We start from the raw sequence: 14,757 nt of genomic DNA, 5'->3' as shown, positions 1-14,757 counted from the left end.
CCTCCCGTGGGCCCGCGTACATCCTCCTGCGGGAGGAACCGGGCCGTATCGTGGGACGGGTGTACGGGCTGGCCAGGCTGGTATGGACGCGCGACGCGGCGATCGCCGCGGCGCTGGCGGGGGTCTCGCTGACCGCCCTGCCCGACGGGCGGCCCCGCTGGGTCCAGGTGGCGCTGCTCGTCGTGCTCGCCTCGGCGCTGCTGTGGCGGCGGCAGCGACCGCTCGCCGCGGCCGCGGTGGTGCTCGGCGCGGCCTGGCTGGGGCTGCTCGGCACGGTCTGGCGCGAGCACCTGCCGCTGGGGCACCTCGCCGTCGAGGTCGTGGCGTGCACACTGGTGCAGGCGGGCCGGCGCCGGGCGGCGGCGGTCGTCTCCGTGGCCGGCGCCGGGTTCTTCGTCGCCTGGGCCGTGCGCTGGTACCCAGGGACCGGTGCGGTCTGGGGCTCCGTCGGATTCTGCCTGTCCCTCGCCGTGGCGTGGCTGCTCGGCGAGTACCTGCGCGCGAGGCAGGCCCGGGCGGCGGCCGAGCGCCGGGCCTTCGCCGCCGCGGCCGCCGCCGGCGAGCGCGCCCGGATCGCCCGCGAGCTGCACGATGTGCTCGCCCACAGCGTCGGCGTCATGGTGCTCAACGCCGAGGGCGCCCGGCTGATGCGTCACGCCGACCCGGCCGTCGTCGACCGGACGCTGGAGCTGATCAGCACCACCGGGCGGGACGCGCTCGAGGAGCTGCGCCGCCTGCTGGCGGCGCTGGACGAGCATGCGTGCACGGCGGCCGACCTCGAGGACCTGGTGCGCCGCGCCGGCGCCGGGCTGCGCGTCACGGGGACCGCGGACGGGGTGCCGCCGCACCTGCTCGCCGAGGCGTACCGCATCGTCCAGGAGGCCCTGACCAACGTCATCAAGCACGCCGGAGCGGGTGCCCGGGCCGAGGTCTTCGTCGCGTTCGGCACTCCGGGACGCCGCCGCACGCTGCGCATCGGGGTGCACGACGCCGGTGGGACCGGCGGTGGCGCAGGCCTGCCGTCGTCCGGGCGGGGGTTGGCCGGCATGCGGGAGCGGGTCGCGCTCGCCGGCGGCACGCTGACCGCCGGGCCGGTCGAGGGCGGCGGGTTCCGCGTGGTCGCGACGCTGCCGTGCGACTCCACAGCCGGCTCTCAGCCGCGCACAGCGAGCCCACAGGCGCACAGTGACAGCATCGGCATGTGATGGCACGGGTACTGATCTGCGACGACCAGGAGCTCATGCGGGTCGGTCTGCGGATGGTGGTGGACAGCCAGCCCGACCTGACCGTGGTGGGCGAGGCCGCCGACGGGGCCGACGCGGTGAACCTGGCCGAGCGGACACGGCCCGACGTGGTGCTGCTCGACGTGCGGATGCCCGCCCTCGACGGGGTGACCGCGGCGGCGCGGATCGCCGCGGCCGTGCCCGAGACGCGGCTGCTCATGATCACCACGTTCGACCTGGACGAGTACGCCTACGCCGCACTGCGGGCCGGCGCGCACGGGTTCGTGCTCAAGGACGCCCCAGCTGCGGAGCTGCTGGTCGCGATCCGCGGCGTGCTGCGCGGCGACGCGATGGTGGCGCCGTCGGTGACCCGGCGGCTGCTGCAGCGATACGTGACCGGGGCCGACGCGCCGGAGCCCGACGCGCGCTGCGACCTGCTGACCGAGCGGGAGCGGGAGGTGCTCGGCCTGATCGCGCTCGGGCTGAGCAACACCGAGATCGCCGGCCGGCTGTTCCTCGGCGAGACGACCGTGAAGACGCATGTCGGCCGGATTCTCAACAAGCTGCGACTGCGGGATCGCATCGGCGCGGTGGTGTTCGCGTACGAGTCGGGCCTGGCCCGCCCGGGCAGCCGTCCAGGCGCGTAAGCCCGTTCCAGGGTGGCTGTTCGCGTGGCGCCTCGTCCACAAGGGACGGCGACGCGTCACACGTTCGACTGCAGCCAGCGCTCGGGGTCCTGGCCGCCGATGAGGCCGAGGTACTCGCCGGCCGGGGCCAGGCCCGCCAGGCGGCGCAGCCGCGGTGTCAGGCGCCGCAGCCCGTCCAGCCCGGTGGCGAGAAGGTGGTTGTCGGCCGGGCGCAGCCAGGGCAGGATGTGCTCGCAGATGAGCGCCCGGCGGGTCCGGTCGCCGCGGTTGTGCCCGGCGGCGTGCCAGAGGCGGCCGCTGTACACCAGCGCGCTGCCGGCCGGCATGACCACCGGCACCAGCTCGTCCGGCTGGGGACGCCGGCCGGCGGGCCACCGGTGGCTGCCGGGCGCGACGACGGTCGCCCCGTTGCCGGCGGTGAAGTCGTCGAGGGCCCAGATGACGTTCGTCCCGGCCTCGAGGTCGCGCGGCAGCGGGTAGACCCCGGCGTCGAAGTGCGGGACCTGCCCGCCCTGCCCGGGGTCGACGGCGGTGAGGAACAGCATGCCGAACTGGTACACCTCCCCCAGCCGCGCCGCGACGAGGGCGTGCACGTCGGGGTGGGTCAGCAGCGGCTCGAACGCGCCGAGCCGGCCGAGCAACGAGTACACCCGCCGCGTCCGCCGCCCGTCGAAGTCGTTGTCGCTCCACCCGACGCCCCGCAGCAGCTCGTCGGCGTGCGACCTGGCCGCATCGAGCCGCTCGCCGGACATCAGCCGGGGCAGTACGGCGAACCCATCGCGCTCCATGGCACCTGAACATAGCCCCGGCGGCGGCCGTTTGAGCGTTCGCTGCGGGGTAGACGGCAGGTTTGCGAGGAGGTGGCCGATGACAACTCCGCGGCAGCCGCCGGTCACCCGGATCGACGCCGCCGGGGCCCTGCTCGACGCGGACGTCGCCGTGCCGCAGGAGGCGCGCGGGTTGGTGGTGTTCGTGCACGGCAGCGGCAGCTCGCGGCTGAGCCCGCGCAACCGGCTCGTCGCCGAGCGGCTGGGCGGCGTCGGGTTCGCCACCGTGCTCACCGATCTGCTCACCCCCGGCGAGGACGCGGACGCGGCGGCGCGCTTCGACATCGGGCTGCTCACCCGGCGCGTGGTCGCGGTCGTGGACCGGGTCACCGGCGAGCCGGCGCTGTGCGGGCTTCCGCTCGGGCTGTTCGGCGCCAGCACCGGCGCGGCCGCGGCCCTGCGCGCGGCGGCGCAGCGGCCCGGGCAGGTGCGGACCGTCGTGTCGCGCGGCGGGCGGCCGGACCTCGCCGGGGACGCGCTGGAGCGGGTCACGGTGCCGGTACTGCTCATCGTCGGCGGGCTCGACCACGAGGTACGGGCGCTGAACGAGGCCGCCGCCGGGCGGCTGGCGGGCGAGCACGCGACCTGGATCGTGCCGGGCGCCACACACCTGTTCGCGGAGCCGGGGACGCTGGAGGAGGTGGCGGGCGCCGCGGCGCAGTGGTTCGACCGGTGCCTCGCCCACGGCGACCTGGCCCTGGACGAATACCTGCGGGAGGACGACGGCGATGCGTGAGCCGCTGCCGTACGCCGACCGCGACCACGCCGGCCGCGTCCTGGCCGGCGCCGTCACCGCGCACCTCGGACGGGCCGGGCGCGCGCAGCGGCCGCTGATCCTCGCCCTGCCGCGGGGCGGGGTGCCGATCGGCCTCCACGTCGCCCGGGCCGTCGGCGGGGACCTCGACGTCGTCGTGGTGCGCAAGATCGGCGCGCCCACGCACCCGGAGCTGGGCATCGGGGCGGTCGGGGCCGACGGTCCGCCGCTGTTCGACGAGGAGTCGCTGCACCGGCTGGAGCTGACCCCGGCCGATCTGGCGTCCACGGTCGAGCGGGAACGGGCCGAGGCCCGCCGCCGGCTGGCCAGCTACCGGCGCGGGCGCGCACCGCTCGACGCGGCCGGCCGGGTGGTCGTGGTCGTCGACGACGGGCTCGCCACCGGGGTCACCGCCCGGGCCGCGCTGCGCGCCCTGCGCCGGCACCGGCCCGCGTACCTGGCCTTCGCCGCGCCGGTCTGCGCACCGCCGGCCGCGCTGGCACTGCGGGCGGACGCGGATGACGTGATCTGCGTGCGGCAGCCGGACGACTTCTGGGCGGTCGGCCAGTGGTACGACGACTTCGCCCAGGTCACCGACGACCTGGTCGAGCGCGACCTGCGACAGGCGTGGAGCGGCCACGAGACCGTCCGGTGACCGGCCTCCGCATCCTGGTTCGTCACGTGCGGGGCGTCGACCGGCGGGACAGCGTCACCGCCGGACCTTCATGCGATCAAGCGGCCGCGTAGCCTGAGAAGTCCTGCGGCGGTACGCCGGACCCCCGCTCCGCATTGGCGGTCACCATGTACCCATCGCCCCACCGGCCGGACGGCGCCGCCCGGCGTCCGGCCGGGTCGCAGGTCGTCGCGCTGTCCGGAGTGCTCGACGCCACCGAGCGATGTGCCGTTTGGGGGGCCCTGACCGCCGCGATCGCGGACGGCGCCCCGCCCGGCTCCGGCGAGATCGTGGTGGACGTGGAGGCGGTCCAGCTCGTCGACGCCGGCCTCATCCGGCTGTTGCTGCGCGCCCGGCGCAGCGCCCTCGACGCCGGCCGGGGCCTGCGGGTCACCGGCGCGCACGGCGTGGTGCGCCAGGCCATCGAGGCGGCCGGCGCCGGCCCGCAGCTTCTGCCGGCCGACCCGGACCGGGACGCGCCGGACGGCCGCGACCCGCCGGGCCGCCCCAGGCCGGCGTCGATGCCGCCGACCGGCTGCGGGCCGCCGCCGGGCGCCGCAGCGCTGACGAGCACCGCACCCGCGTCGTCGCCCGGCTCCAGCAGCGGTCCGTCGACAACGAGGTCCGGGCCACCCGCCGCCGGCTGCTGAGCGACCTGCGCGCCCGGCTGCGCACCCAGCCCCGGGCGCTGGCCGGCGAGGACTTCCTCGCCGTCGCCGACGCCCCGGCGGTGCTCGACGGGATCCTGATGGCCGCGGGCCTCCTCGCCGACGCCTGCGTGCTGCGGCGCTACGACCCGGACGCGGCCACCCTGCGCATCACCCGGCATCGCGGCCTCACACCGCAATACGTGACCTCGTTCGCCACCGTCGAGACCGGCCCGGCCACCGCCTGCGGCATCGCCGCGACCACCGGCCGGACGGTCGTCGTCGACGACGTCACCCGCAGCCCGATCCTCGCCGGGAAGCCGGTCCGGGACGCGCTGCTCGCCGCCGGTTCCCGGGCCGTGCAGGCCTACCCGCTCCACGACGGGCGCGGGCGGCTGCTCGGCGTGCTGTCCTTCCACGACCGCACGACCGCCCCGCGGGGGCGCAACCGCGAACTGATCGCCTGGTGCGCCGCCCGCGCCCTGGCCGGCCTGCCGGGGTAGGGCCCGCTCAGCGGCGGTGCGGGACTGCAGGCCGGGCGCGCCGTCCGGCAGCGCCGCGTCGTCGCCGGCGACGAGGAGGTGGTTCGAGCGCGCGTCCCGGGCGGGCGAGTTCGCCGCCCCGGACCCGGCCCTGCGGGAGCTGATCGGCCGCCCGGCGACGTCCGTCAGGGAGTGTCTGCGAGCGCTTGGTACAGATCGGCGATGATGTCCCCGGGCTCCTCCAGGCCCACCGAGAGCCGCAGCAGCGCCGGGTCGATCCCGCCGGCCGTGCTGCCGTGCGTGAACAGCAGGCTCACCGGGTGCGTGATCAGGGTCTCGGTGCCGCCGAGGCTCACCGCGTTGCGGGCCAGCCGGGTCGCGCGCAGCACCCGGGTGGCGGCCTCCTGCGAGGCGACCGTGAACGACACCATGCCGCCGAAGCCGCTCATCTGCCGGCGGGCCAGCTCGTGCTGCGGATGCGTCGGCAGGCCCGGGTAGAACACGGCCGTGACCGCCGGATGGGCGGCCAGGGCCTCGGCGACCGCGGCCCCGTTGGCGTTGTGCCGGGCCATCCGCAGCGGGAACGTGCGCAGGCCGCGGGCGAGCAGCCAGGCCTCGAAGGGGTGGCAGGCCGGTCCCAGGACCCGGGCGGTCTCCCAGGCCCGTTCGACGAATTCGGCACCGCCGGTGATGACGCCGGCCGTCACGTCGCTGTGCCCGTTGAGGTACTTCGTCGCCGACTGCACCACCAGGTCCACGCCGAGCTCGAGCGGGCGGGTGTTGTACGGCGAGGCGAACGTGTTGTCGGCGATGAACAGCGCCCGGGGCGCGGCGGCCCGCACCGCGGCCAGGTCCGTCAGCACCATGTCGGGGTTGCTCGGGGTCTCGGCGTAGACGATGTCGGTGGTGTCGTCGACCGCGTCCTGCAGCGCCTCCTGCGGCACCAGGCGCACGTCGACGCCGAACGTGGGCAGCACGTCGCGCAGCAGCGTGAGCGCCGCCGTGTAGTGGCTGCTCTGGGCGACGACCCTGGTGCCGGCCCGGACGTTGGACAGCAGCGCGGCGCTCACCGCGGCCATGCCGCTGCCCAGCAGCAGCGCGCGCTCGGCGCCGTCGAGGCCGGCGAGCATGGCCTCGGCCTCGGCGGCGTTCGGGGAGCCGTAGCGGGTGTAGTACCCCACCGGCGCCACGGCCGCGGCGATCGCCGCGGCCTCGGGCGTGCGGGGCAGCTCGTAGGTGCTGGTCTGATAGACCGGCGTCGTCACCGGCACGCCGCCGGGGCGCGCGGGGACGTCGGGGTGCAGCAGGCGGGTCATGTCCATGCGGGCCAGTATCCAAGATCCTGGGAAGTGCCCGATTCGCCGCGAACGGGAATTTTGTTCGCTATGTTGCGTCCATGCGACATAGACGCATCACCACCCTGGCCGTTCTGGCGGCACTTCTCCTGGTTCCGGGGCAGGCCTACGCCGCCGAAGCTGCGCAGACGGTCGTCGTGCAGCCCGGCGACACGCTCTGGGGCCTGGCGCGCCGCAACGGCACCACGGTCGCGGACCTGCAGCGGCTCAACAACCTCGGCACGTCGACGCTCATCCGCATCGGCCAGACCCTGATCCTGCACGACGACGCCGCCGCGATCCGGACGCGCAAGGTGGCCACGGCGATCGCGTACGCCAAGGCGCAGGTCGGCAAGCCCTACAAGTTCGCCACCGAGGGCCCGGACACCTTCGACTGCTCCGGCCTGGTGATGAAGGCCTGGGCGGCGGCGGGCGTACGGCTGCCCCGCGTGACGTACGACCAGATCAAGGTCGGCGAGCGCGTCACCCGCGAGCAGCTGCAGCCCGGCGACCTGGTCTTCACCAACAACGGCGGGCACGTGATGCTGTACATCGGCGACGACCAGGTCGTGAACGCCGGCCACACGGGCGTGTCGGTGCACCTGCAGGACCTGCCGCGCGAGGAGCGGATCGTCGCGTACGTCCACCTGAGCGACGTCTGATCAGCGGCCGGCGACCCGGTCCTGGGTCAGCCCCGCCAGCACGGCGGCCAGCGCCGACTCGGCCGCGCCGATCGACGGCCCGCGCGAGCCCAGCTCGGCCGGGACGATCGGTGGGAGCTCGGCGCGGCGCCAGGCCATCGCGGCCCGGCGTACGGCATCCGTGAAGATGTCACCCGCGAACGCCAGCAGGTCCACGCCCAGGCCGCCCAGCGTGACCACGGCCGGGTCGAGCGCGTTGAGCAGCGCGCCGACGCCCCGGCCGAGCGCGTGGGCGGCCTCGGCGACGGCCGCCTTGGCGTCCCCGTTGCCGTTGCGGGCCGCGCTGAGCACGGCCCCGGCGAAGGCGCGCGGGTCGGCGGGTTCGCCCCGCCCGAGCCGCCGCGCCATGGCCCGCCCGTCGACGGTGACGTCCCAGCACCCGTACGCGCCGCACGGGCACCGCACCGCCGGGTCCCCGAACGGCACGTGCCCGAACTCCCCACCGGCCCCGGTCGCGCCCAGCGCCGGCGCCCCATCGACGAGCAGCACGCCACCGACCCCGACCTCGACGGTGAGGTGCAGCGCGGTCTGATGACCACGGGCGGCCCCGCGCGCCGCCTCGGCGACCCCGGCGAGGGAGGCGTCGTTGCCGGCGGTGAGCGTGAGCCCGCCACCCAGCACCGCGAGGTCGACGTCCCGCCACCGCAGGGTCGCGGCCTGCACGACGGTGTGCCCGCGGATCGTGCCGGGCATCGCCACGCCGACGGCCACGAGCCGCTCGCCGAACCGGGCCCGCAGCGCGTCGAGGGCCCCGCCGATCCGAGCGAGCACCGTGCCGGGCTCAACGCGGCCCCGGCCGACGTCACGATCGCCGGGTGCGTGGCGGTGAACCGCGGCCGGGGCGAGCGATCCTCCGATCCCGGCGGTCGTGACGCTCCACGTCGCGTGCGTGATCTCGACGACCGCCACCAGCGGGCCGTCCGGGTGCGGCACCAGCACGGAGGTCGGACGGCCGCGGCCGGCCTGGGGCGCGACCCGCTCGGACAGCAGCCGGGCGGCCCGCAGCCGGCCCATGATCTCGGTGGCGGAGCCGCTCGTCAGACCCAGGCTCGCGGCCGCCGCGGCCCGGGTCACGCCCGGGTTCGCGTGCGCGTGGCGCAAGAGCGCCAGGGCGCCCTGGACCCGCTGCGCCTCCGCCCGGATCGTTGCCACCGCGCGAACCTCCCGATTAAACTCGCGTGACGAGTTTATTCAGACTTGGGGGACAGGGCACTGCGACGCTTCCGGGCGGTACTGCTGGACATGGATGGCACCCTGGTCGACTCCGACGCCGCCGTCGAGCGGGCGTGGATAGCCTGGGCCGCGGAGTCCGGCGTCCCGGCGGCGGAGATCCTGCCGCGCATGCACGGCAACCCGGCGCCGACGACGATCCGGGCGGTGCGGCCCGACCTGACCGACGACGGGGTCACGGTGGCGGCGGCCCGCCAGCTCGAGCTGCAATACACGGACCTCGACGACGTCGTGGCCACGCCCGGCGCCGAACGGCTGCTCGTCGCGCTCAAGGAGCTCGAACTGCCGTGGGCCGTGGTCACCAGCGCCGACCGGCGGCTGGCGCTGGCCCGCCTCGGCGCGGCCGGCATCGAGCCACCGATGCTGGTGACGGTCGAGGAGACCGAGCGCGGCAAACCGCACCCGGACCCATATCTCACGGCCGCCGCCCGCCTCGGCGTCGACCCCGGCGACTGCCTGGTGGTCGAGGACTCCCAGCCGGGCATCGACGCGGGCCGAGCCGCCGGCTGCACGGTCGCCGCCCTGCGCGGCCTGGACGCCGACGTACGCCTGCACGACCTGGGCGACCTCGCCGACCTGCTCACCCCCCAGTAGCACCATCACAGCCCGGGACCACACCCCCTTGACGACGCCAATGCGCATAGCCACTGGCTCGCCGTCGAGCTGATCCGCGCCTGGACCGCCCAACGCCTCGCATCTCGACCTTCGACCGACTTACCTTCGGCGACAACATCGATACGTCGCGCGTGACACCATGATCGGCATGGCGTCGTTCGAACAGGTCGCGGCCGGTTTCTGGCACCCGGAGATCGAGCACCTCCGGCTGCCTCCGCTGACGGACGAGTTGGTCGTCGATACAGAGAGGCAGATCGGTGTCACCCTACCGCTCGATCTCCTCCACCTGCTCCGGATCCAGAACGGCGGTGTCATCGCCGACACGTGGGACGCATATCCGGCCGACACGAACTTCTACGCAAACAATCACGTTCCCTTCGAACACCTCTACGGGGTCGGCCCGGCCGGGCAAGCTGCGACGATGACGCTGCTCGACACCCCATATCTGGTGCTGGAATGGGAGCTTCCGTCACCAGTAGTCCTGCTCAGCGGCCAGGGGCACTACTGGGTCGGCCTCGATTACCGAGACTGCGGACCACAAGGGGAGCCATCGGTCGTTTGGATCGACAACGAGATGAACCACGAACTCCCACTCGTACCCGACTTCCGCGCATTCGTCGAGCACCTGACAGCATCGGGCGCCTTTCCCGAGTAAGCGCACGGCGGCCACACACCGAAAGTCGCCTCATCTTCAATGGCAAGACGCCATAACTCTTCGCCACCGAAGATGAGGCGACCTCGGCTCAGCGGCTCGACATATGCCTCACCTGAACTGGCAAAGGACAGGTTGCCGACCACGTGGAAGGCGCCTGGTGCGCCGGGGCTCAGTGCTGGATCAGGCCGCCGACCGTGACCGGGGCGACGTGGCCGGTCGCCGGGAGGGTCTGGGCCAGGGTAAGTCCGATGTCGACGAGGGATGAGCGGCGCAGGTTGGCTACGTCGGGTAGCGGGGTCCAGACCGATTCGGCGGTTTCGCCGTTCGGCTCGGGCCGGAGTGCACCGCCGGTGATACGGACCTGGTAGAAGATGCCGACATTCTGGTGCTCGACACCCAGCCGCGCTTCGGCGGCCGGGATCACTCTCGAGTCCACGCCCAGCAGGCGCTCGACCACGCCGTCGCAGCCGGTTTCCTCGGCGAGCTCTCGGATCACCGCGTCGAAAGGATCCTCCGCGTGCTCGACCTTGCCACCGGGGAGGGTCCATTGCGTGTCACCCGTCATCGGGGATACGTAACGGGCAAGCAGCACGCGCTCACGGTCGATGCACACGGCGTATGCCGCCAGCCGGAGACTCATCCGGGGGCCATGTTCTCGACCCCGCTGGTCTCGGTCAGGAGCGTCGGTGGGCAACGAGGATGATCTCTCGTGAGCCGGGGCTCAGCGGTGTCCGTTGCCAGTCTCCGTACTGGTGGGAAACCGAGAACCCTGCCGTCTCCAGCGAGTCTACAAGGACGGGCACGTCGCGGAAGGCAAGGATGTCGCGGTTCGCGGCCTGCTCGCCGGTGCGCGGATTCCGGGTGAACGTGTCATAGGCGACCAGCGGCAGTGACACCCAGGCGGTCTCGTGCCAGAACTCAACGGGGCCCTCAACGGTGTCCAGTGTGCGCAGTGTGGCCTGGCGCGTCCACTGTTCCCAAGCGTGTGCGCCCGGGTTGCGGGACTCGAAGGTCAATGTGCCGTTCGGGAGGAGCGCTCGGTGCAAGTCCCGCAGGGTGCGAGACCATGCGTCGTCGTCGCGAAACACCTGGGCCACGTGACCGGACATGACCGCGAAGTCTGCGGAGCCGGTGTCAGCGCAGTCGCTGAAGCCAAGCCGCCAGTCGACGTGCTCGCCACCCGATCTCTGCCGGGCGACACGAATCATGTCCGGATCCGGATCGATGCCGACCGCCGCACGGCCTCGCGAGGCAAGGAGTCGCGTCAGCGTTCCGGTGCCGCAGCCCAAGTCGATTACCCGGGTGACGCCGAGTTCGTCTGCCAGAGCGGCATAGAAGCGATAGTCATCATCATCCGGGTTCAGCTGATCGTACGCCGCAGCGAAGTCCAGAACCATCCGTGAAGTCAGCCTTACGACATCGGTCGGCGCAACGGATTATCGATGACCGGCGCTTGGCTCGGTCACGGGGAAGAGCCGGTTTGTGGACACGCCGTCGTGGAGCGTAGGTCGACGGGCGTCGATGGGGTAAGACATACATATGCGTGATTGGGTTGGGACCGCCGTCAGCCTCGTTGGGCTGGTTGCCATGGCGGGGGCGTTCGCGCTTTGGGTGCGCATGCGCGCTTGGCGGCCGCTGCGTACCACTGGCGAGGCCTGGCGCCGCGCCGGTGCGGCGGTCCTCGCGGCGCTGTTCCCGCTCGAGCTCGGCCAGCTTATCCGACCTCACTCCTGGCCAGTGACCGCCCTCTACCTGACCACGATGGCGATCGCGACGGCCGGCATCCTGCTCCTGTACGTCGAGCAGCGCCGCGCCCGCCGCCGACACTAGCCCCCCCCCGCTGCCAGGAGCCGGCAGCCGAGGTTCACCGCGGTGGAGCGCACACGGCAGCGCCGCCCCGATCGGCGCGTCGAGCAGCACGGAGACCGCGAAGTCCCGCCCGGTCGCGAACTGCCCCTCCAGCGCCTCGACGGGGTCCAGGTCGGGTGGCGCGAAGCCGGACGCGAGGACCCCGACGGACTCGATGCCCAGGCGGGCCCGGCGCCGGGCCGAGCAGGCGCCCACGAGCGCGTCGTCGACGGGGCCGGCGGGGGTCGGCCGCGGCGAGGACCGCGAGCACAGGCCGAGCGCCTCGTCCGCGGCGAACGTTCCGGAAGACGAACGTCCGGAACCGGCCCTACTGTGGTCGCCATGCAGGAACCTTCACCCACCGCCGGCGAGGCGGAGATGCTGCTGTTCGCCCTGGAGCGCTCGCGGGCCCAGTTCGCCTGGAAGACCGGTGGCCTGGACGCGCCGGCTCTCAACCGCGGCTTCCCGCCGTCGGCGATGACCCTTGGCGGGCTGATCGAAATGCGTAGCGCGCAGACCCCCGCCTTTGGCCGTGGGGATAGGGAGTCAACTCTGTCCGGGCAGTAGATAGTGGTGTGCTGTATACTGTCTGAGTGTCTGTTGCACTGCGGTCGAACAGCGACGTCGTCTTTCAGTGCGCTTTCCATGTGGTGTGGTGTCCGAAGTATCGGCGTCGGGTGCTCGACGGCGGGATCGAGGAGCGGCTCAAGCAGCTTGTCCGTGAAGTTGTCGAGGAGAAGAGGGCGTGGCTGGCGGTCCTGGAGGTCATGCCCGATCAGGTCCATCTGCTCGTCGAGGTCGACCCGCAGTTCGGTGTCCATAAGCTGGTCAAGGCGATCAAGGGCCGCACGTCGCGGGTCCTGCGTGAGGAGTTCCCGTCCCTGCGCTCGCGGTTGCCGACGTTGTGGACGAACTCGTACTTCGTGGCCACCACCGGCGGCGCGCCGGTGGCGGCGGTGAAGCAGTACGTCGAGCAGCAGAAGAGCCGCTGAATGCTCACTGGTCGCCGCTACCTGCTGGCGCTCACCGACGAGCAGGCTGGCTACGCCGAGCAGGTCGGCGCGGCCTGCCGGGCGGTGTGGAACACCGCCCTGGAGCAGCGCCGCGAGTACCGGCGCCGCGGCGCGTACATCTCCTACGTGGAGCAGGCCCGGCAGATGGCCGAGGCCAAACGCGACCCGTACTGCGCATGGCTGACTGACGTCCCGTCCCACACGCTCCAGCAGACCCTGCGCGACCTGGACCGGGCATGCCGCGAGCACGGCACGTGGAAGGTGCGGTGGCGGTCCAAGAATCGCACCGCGCCGTCGTTCCGTTTCCCCGACGCCAAGCACATCGCCGTGCGCCGTCTCAACCGTCGGTGGGGCGAGGTGAAGTTGCCGAAGTTCGGTTGGGTACGGTTCCGCTGGACCCGCCCGCTCGGCGGCAGCATCCGCAACGCCACCGTGTCCCGTGATGGCGGCCGCTGGTACATCTCGTGCTGCGTCGAAGACGGGGTGGCCGAGGCTGTCCCGAACGGTAAGCCGCCGGTCGGTGTCGACCGGGGCGTGAAGGTGGCGGTGGCCACCTCCGATGGTGACCTGCACGATCGATCGTTCGCCACCCCCGGCGAGCTGGTCAGATTAAAGCGTTTGCAGCAACGCCTGTCCCGGTCCCTGCGGACCCACGGCCGCAACCGCCGGTCGAAGCGCCGCGACCGGGTGTGTGTCCAGTTCGGCCGGCTCAACGCCCGTATCCGGGCCCGCCGGGCTGACTTCGCCGCGCAGACCGCTGTGCGGCTCGTGCGTGACCACGGCCTGGTCGTGGTGGAAGACCTGCGGATCAAGAACATGACGGCCAGCGCGAGCGGCACCGTTGAGCAACCCGGCCGTAACGTGCGGCAGAAGGCTGGGCTGAACCGGGCGATCCTCGGCAAGGGCTGGGGCCAGTTCCTGCTGCGGCTGGAGCACACGGCCCGCTACCACGGTGCGACCGTTCTGAAGGTCAATCCTGCGTTTACGTCGCAGACCTGCAACGCCTGTGGGCATGTCGCCCGGGAGTCCCGCGAGAGCCAAGCGGTCTTCCGGTGCGTCGCCTGCGGGCATCAGGCGCACGCCGACGTCAACGCGGCGAAGAACATTCTGGCCGCCGGGCTGGCGGTTACTGGGCGTGGAGACCTCGCCGTCGGGCGGTCTACGAAGCGTCAACCACCCGAACGGCTCACGGCATGAACACGCCTCAGCCACGGGAATCCCCCGCCATCAGGCGTGGGGAGGATGTCAACAAGCACATGGCGGCGGTCGAGGAGCGCTACACGATCGACTTCAGCGGGCGGCCGCCGGGGCCGCCGCTGGACGACCCCGCCCGCTACGACGACCCGGCCTGGGTCTGGCGATCCGCCGCGGGCGACTCCCCCGAGCAGTTGTACGCGCTGTGGCAGGCGACGGTCGAGCGCTCCCGGGCCGCCATGTCGACGGCGCTCGCGAGCGGTGCGGGCCTGGACGCGCCGGCCGAGTACACGACGTACGACGGCGGCGAACGGCCGAACCTGCGCCGTATCGTCGTGGACCTGCACGACGAGTATGCCCGGCACGTCGGCCACGCCGACCTGATGCGCGAGGCGGTCGACGGGCTGGTGGGCGAGGACCCGCCGGCGTGAACGACCTCGAGCGCGAGATGGCCCGCCTGGACGCCCTGTACCGCCCGGTGGCCCGCAAGCCGTTCGAGTCGGGCGCCCGGGTCGAGGCGGACCTGGCGGCGCTGGGCATCGCCGGGGGGTCGCGGGCCTTGCTGCACCGGATCATCGAGGCGTACACCGGCGGCGATGCGACCGTACGGGCGGCGCTGCGCGAGCTGTTCGAGCGGCACCCGTCGTTCCGGTGGGCCGCGCACCTGCCCGGTGACTGGACGAGCGCGGACGAGCTGCGCGAGCACCTTGTGCTGCTGTGCATCCGCGACCAGTACCCCGACGCCCGCGACGAGCTCCTGCTGCTGCGCGGCCTGCGGGAGCGCGCCCGGGCACTGGGCATCGACGCGGGACCGATCCTGGCCGGCGTCGCGGGGCTCGCCACCGACACCGACCGCTTCGGCATGGGGTCGGTGCGGTCCTGGCTGCGAGGCTGAAGCGGAAATCGAGTTGCGG

General features: G+C 73.1%; 20 protein-coding genes. 15 read left to right on the top strand and 5 right to left on the bottom strand.

The window, feature by feature from the left end; translation table 11 throughout:
• Positions 1-50 precede the first annotated feature (50 nt).
• Together ACQPY0_RS29545 and ACQPY0_RS29540 are read left to right on the top strand one after the other, a co-directional pair.
• Positions 51-1,205, top strand: a complete 1,155-nt coding sequence (locus tag ACQPY0_RS29545; protein ID WP_432967383.1) for a sensor histidine kinase — start codon at positions 51-53, stop codon at positions 1,203-1,205.
• On the top strand, positions 1,202-1,870 hold the full coding sequence (locus ACQPY0_RS29540; protein WP_432967380.1) for a response regulator: 669 nt from the start codon (positions 1,202-1,204) through the stop codon (positions 1,868-1,870). Before ACQPY0_RS29545 ends, ACQPY0_RS29540 begins: the two co-directional genes overlap by 4 nt.
• Positions 1,871-1,926: 56 nt before the next feature.
• On the opposite strand, the gene ACQPY0_RS29535 is transcribed toward ACQPY0_RS29540, so the two are convergent.
• Positions 1,927-2,658 carry a phytanoyl-CoA dioxygenase family protein gene (locus ACQPY0_RS29535; protein WP_432967377.1) on the bottom strand — a complete coding sequence of 244 codons (732 nt, stop codon included), beginning with the start codon at positions 2,656-2,658 and terminating at the stop codon, positions 1,927-1,929.
• Positions 2,659-2,737: 79 nt separating this feature from the next.
• Between ACQPY0_RS29535 and ACQPY0_RS29530 the strand changes: the two genes are divergently transcribed.
• The 4 genes from ACQPY0_RS29530 (at position 2,738) to ACQPY0_RS29515 (ending at position 5,274) form a co-directional block, all read left to right on the top strand.
• On the top strand, positions 2,738-3,433 hold the full coding sequence (locus tag ACQPY0_RS29530; RefSeq protein WP_432967374.1) for a dienelactone hydrolase family protein: 696 nt from the start codon (positions 2,738-2,740) through the stop codon (positions 3,431-3,433).
• Complete coding sequence (locus tag ACQPY0_RS29525) at positions 3,426-4,106, top strand: phosphoribosyltransferase family protein (protein ID WP_432967371.1); 681 nt, start codon at positions 3,426-3,428, stop codon at positions 4,104-4,106. Before ACQPY0_RS29530 ends, ACQPY0_RS29525 begins: the two co-directional genes overlap by 8 nt.
• 146 nt (positions 4,107-4,252) lie before the next feature.
• A complete protein-coding gene (locus ACQPY0_RS29520; RefSeq protein ID WP_432967368.1) occupies positions 4,253-4,774 on the top strand; it encodes an STAS domain-containing protein in 522 nt (173 codons plus the stop codon).
• An 80-nt stretch (positions 4,775-4,854) separates the two neighbouring features.
• Positions 4,855-5,274, top strand: a complete 420-nt coding sequence (locus ACQPY0_RS29515; RefSeq protein ID WP_432967365.1) for a GAF domain-containing protein — start codon at positions 4,855-4,857, stop codon at positions 5,272-5,274.
• A gap of 164 nt (positions 5,275-5,438) precedes the next feature.
• On the opposite strand, the gene ACQPY0_RS29510 is transcribed toward ACQPY0_RS29515, so the two are convergent.
• Positions 5,439-6,575 (bottom strand): trans-sulfuration enzyme family protein, encoded by a 1,137-nt coding sequence (locus tag ACQPY0_RS29510; RefSeq protein ID WP_432967363.1) that lies wholly within the window; start codon positions 6,573-6,575, stop codon positions 5,439-5,441.
• A gap of 74 nt (positions 6,576-6,649) precedes the next feature.
• Between ACQPY0_RS29510 and ACQPY0_RS29505 the strand changes: the two genes are divergently transcribed.
• On the top strand, positions 6,650-7,249 hold the full coding sequence (locus tag ACQPY0_RS29505) for an NlpC/P60 family protein (RefSeq protein ID WP_432967360.1): 600 nt from the start codon (positions 6,650-6,652) through the stop codon (positions 7,247-7,249).
• Here the strand turns inward: ACQPY0_RS29505 and ACQPY0_RS29500 are convergent, their stop codons facing one another.
• Positions 7,250-8,440 (bottom strand): ROK family protein, encoded by a 1,191-nt coding sequence (locus tag ACQPY0_RS29500; RefSeq protein ID WP_432967357.1) that lies wholly within the window; start codon positions 8,438-8,440, stop codon positions 7,250-7,252.
• A gap of 45 nt (positions 8,441-8,485) precedes the next feature.
• On the opposite strand from ACQPY0_RS29500, the gene ACQPY0_RS29495 reads away from it, so the two are divergent.
• Together ACQPY0_RS29495 and ACQPY0_RS29490 are read left to right on the top strand one after the other, a co-directional pair.
• Complete coding sequence (locus ACQPY0_RS29495; protein ID WP_432967354.1) at positions 8,486-9,112, top strand: HAD family hydrolase; 627 nt, start codon at positions 8,486-8,488, stop codon at positions 9,110-9,112.
• A 169-nt stretch (positions 9,113-9,281) separates the two neighbouring features.
• The gene (locus tag ACQPY0_RS29490) at positions 9,282-9,788 is read left to right on the top strand and encodes an SMI1/KNR4 family protein (RefSeq protein WP_432967351.1); all 507 of its coding nucleotides are present in this window, start codon (positions 9,282-9,284) and stop codon (positions 9,786-9,788) included.
• Between the two features lie 169 nt (positions 9,789-9,957).
• On the opposite strand, the gene ACQPY0_RS29485 is transcribed toward ACQPY0_RS29490, so the two are convergent.
• Together ACQPY0_RS29485 and ACQPY0_RS29480 are read right to left on the bottom strand one after the other, a co-directional pair.
• Positions 9,958-10,401 (bottom strand): NUDIX hydrolase, encoded by a 444-nt coding sequence (locus ACQPY0_RS29485; RefSeq protein WP_432967348.1) that lies wholly within the window; start codon positions 10,399-10,401, stop codon positions 9,958-9,960.
• 61 nt (positions 10,402-10,462) lie between these two features.
• Positions 10,463-11,185, bottom strand: coding sequence for a class I SAM-dependent methyltransferase (locus ACQPY0_RS29480; protein WP_432967345.1), 723 nt, complete (start codon positions 11,183-11,185; stop codon positions 10,463-10,465).
• 220 nt (positions 11,186-11,405) lie between these two features.
• Here ACQPY0_RS29480 and ACQPY0_RS29475 point away from each other — a divergent pair, with 220 nt between their 5' ends.
• The 6 genes from ACQPY0_RS29475 to ACQPY0_RS29450 all read left to right on the top strand — a co-directional run bounded on the left by ACQPY0_RS29475 (position 11,406) and on the right by ACQPY0_RS29450 (position 14,738).
• On the top strand, positions 11,406-11,618 hold the full coding sequence (locus ACQPY0_RS29475; protein WP_432967342.1) for a hypothetical protein: 213 nt from the start codon (positions 11,406-11,408) through the stop codon (positions 11,616-11,618).
• A gap of 360 nt (positions 11,619-11,978) precedes the next feature.
• Entirely contained in the window at positions 11,979-12,203 is a 225-nt protein-coding gene (locus ACQPY0_RS29470; protein ID WP_432967339.1) for a hypothetical protein, read from the top strand.
• Between the two features lie 26 nt (positions 12,204-12,229).
• Positions 12,230-12,628: an IS200/IS605 family transposase gene (gene tnpA / locus ACQPY0_RS29465; protein ID WP_432967336.1), complete on the top strand. Its 399-nt coding sequence runs from the start codon at positions 12,230-12,232 to the stop codon at positions 12,626-12,628.
• A complete protein-coding gene (locus ACQPY0_RS29460) occupies positions 12,629-13,846 on the top strand; it encodes an RNA-guided endonuclease InsQ/TnpB family protein (RefSeq protein WP_432967333.1) in 1,218 nt (405 codons plus the stop codon). It abuts the gene before it with no gap.
• Positions 13,843-14,274: a DUF664 domain-containing protein gene (locus ACQPY0_RS29455; RefSeq protein WP_432967330.1), complete on the top strand. Its 432-nt coding sequence runs from the start codon at positions 13,843-13,845 to the stop codon at positions 14,272-14,274. The genes ACQPY0_RS29460 and ACQPY0_RS29455 overlap by 4 nt, the downstream gene beginning before the upstream one ends.
• Positions 14,271-14,738, top strand: coding sequence for a hypothetical protein (locus ACQPY0_RS29450; protein WP_432967327.1), 468 nt, complete (start codon positions 14,271-14,273; stop codon positions 14,736-14,738). Before ACQPY0_RS29455 ends, ACQPY0_RS29450 begins: the two co-directional genes overlap by 4 nt.
• The last annotated feature ends 19 nt before the right edge of the window (positions 14,739-14,757 follow it).

Origin of the sequence: Dactylosporangium sp. CA-233914, from assembly GCF_050942935.1 — a bacterium.
Classification (GTDB): domain Bacteria; phylum Actinomycetota; class Actinomycetes; order Mycobacteriales; family Micromonosporaceae; genus Dactylosporangium.
Note: the sequence above shows the minus strand (reverse complement) of the source record. Positions and strands in the feature narration are given on the sequence as shown.